The 700-nt window shown below is 51.0% G+C and carries 1 protein-coding gene and 1 pseudogene; both read left to right on the top strand.

The genetic code is table 11. The annotated features are described in order from the left end of the window. Window positions 1-111 precede the first annotated feature (111 nt). Window positions 112-291, top strand: a pseudogene (locus tag F1735_RS38400) (DUF6531 domain-containing protein); the annotation flags it as partial. A 12-nt stretch (window positions 292-303) separates the two neighbouring features. After that, window positions 304-675 carry a hypothetical protein gene (locus F1735_RS33970; protein WP_167241448.1) on the top strand — a complete coding sequence of 124 codons (372 nt, stop codon included), beginning with the start codon at window positions 304-306 and terminating at the stop codon, window positions 673-675. Window positions 676-700: the final 25 nt, after the last annotated feature.

The following is a 700-nucleotide window of genomic DNA, read 5'->3' as shown; positions in this document are numbered from 1 at the left end:
CTTCATCCATCTGGCGCAGGTCGAAATCAGTGAGAGGCGTGGGCTTTTTTAACAAGATTGCACATCATACATTGAACTGAGTTTCCAGGCAGAAAAATTGTCTGCGGGGAGGTGATTGGTTACATTACACCTGCGACGGGAAACATGTGGCACGGGATAGCCGACTATAAACCGGCAAAATCTAACAGTGAATTAACGCTGAGCCGGATCTACAATAGTTCTCTTAGCCTGACTGACCCGTTTGGATCCAAAGGGTTTGGTAGAAGGTGGTCCCATGCATATAGTAAGTCGATCAAGTCGGAAATGCCGCGTAGCGAAACGATCAGGAATAAGTGCTGGCGATTTGAAACTGGCGAATGGGATTGTACTTGGCATACAGATGCCAAACTGATTCCACAGCAGATTTCAGTAAAGCACCCCGATGGCAAGCGCTTCGCCTATGTACGTGATTCTTCCGGCGTATACTTCAGCACGTCGAATGTGACCGACAAGATTTCACCGGTCATGTCGCCAGACAATCTGACGATTTTAGAATGGATTCTGTACAGTGCCAAGGATGACCGAACTGAACATTTCAGCAGGGACGGGGTAACCGTTCACGTCCCGGACGGAATCGGCGGCAGCGAGGGTGTGGCGACGCCCTTTCTGGCGGCGGCGATCACAGTGGCGATGTAGACCCAGGAGGAAACGGCCCGCTTGC

Source organism: Massilia genomosp. 1 (assembly GCF_011682185.1).
GTDB classification, from domain to species: domain Bacteria; phylum Pseudomonadota; class Gammaproteobacteria; order Burkholderiales; family Burkholderiaceae_D; genus Telluria_A; species Telluria_A rubra.
The sequence above is the reverse complement of the archived record's forward strand: the minus strand, read 5'-3'. Positions and strand labels throughout refer to the sequence as shown.

Bases quoted from the DNA above. Each gene is read 5' to 3' on its own strand.
- F1735_RS33970 (WP_167241448.1), top strand. From the start codon at position 304: ATGCCGCGTAGCGAAACGATCAGGAATAAGTGCTGGCGATTTGAAACT.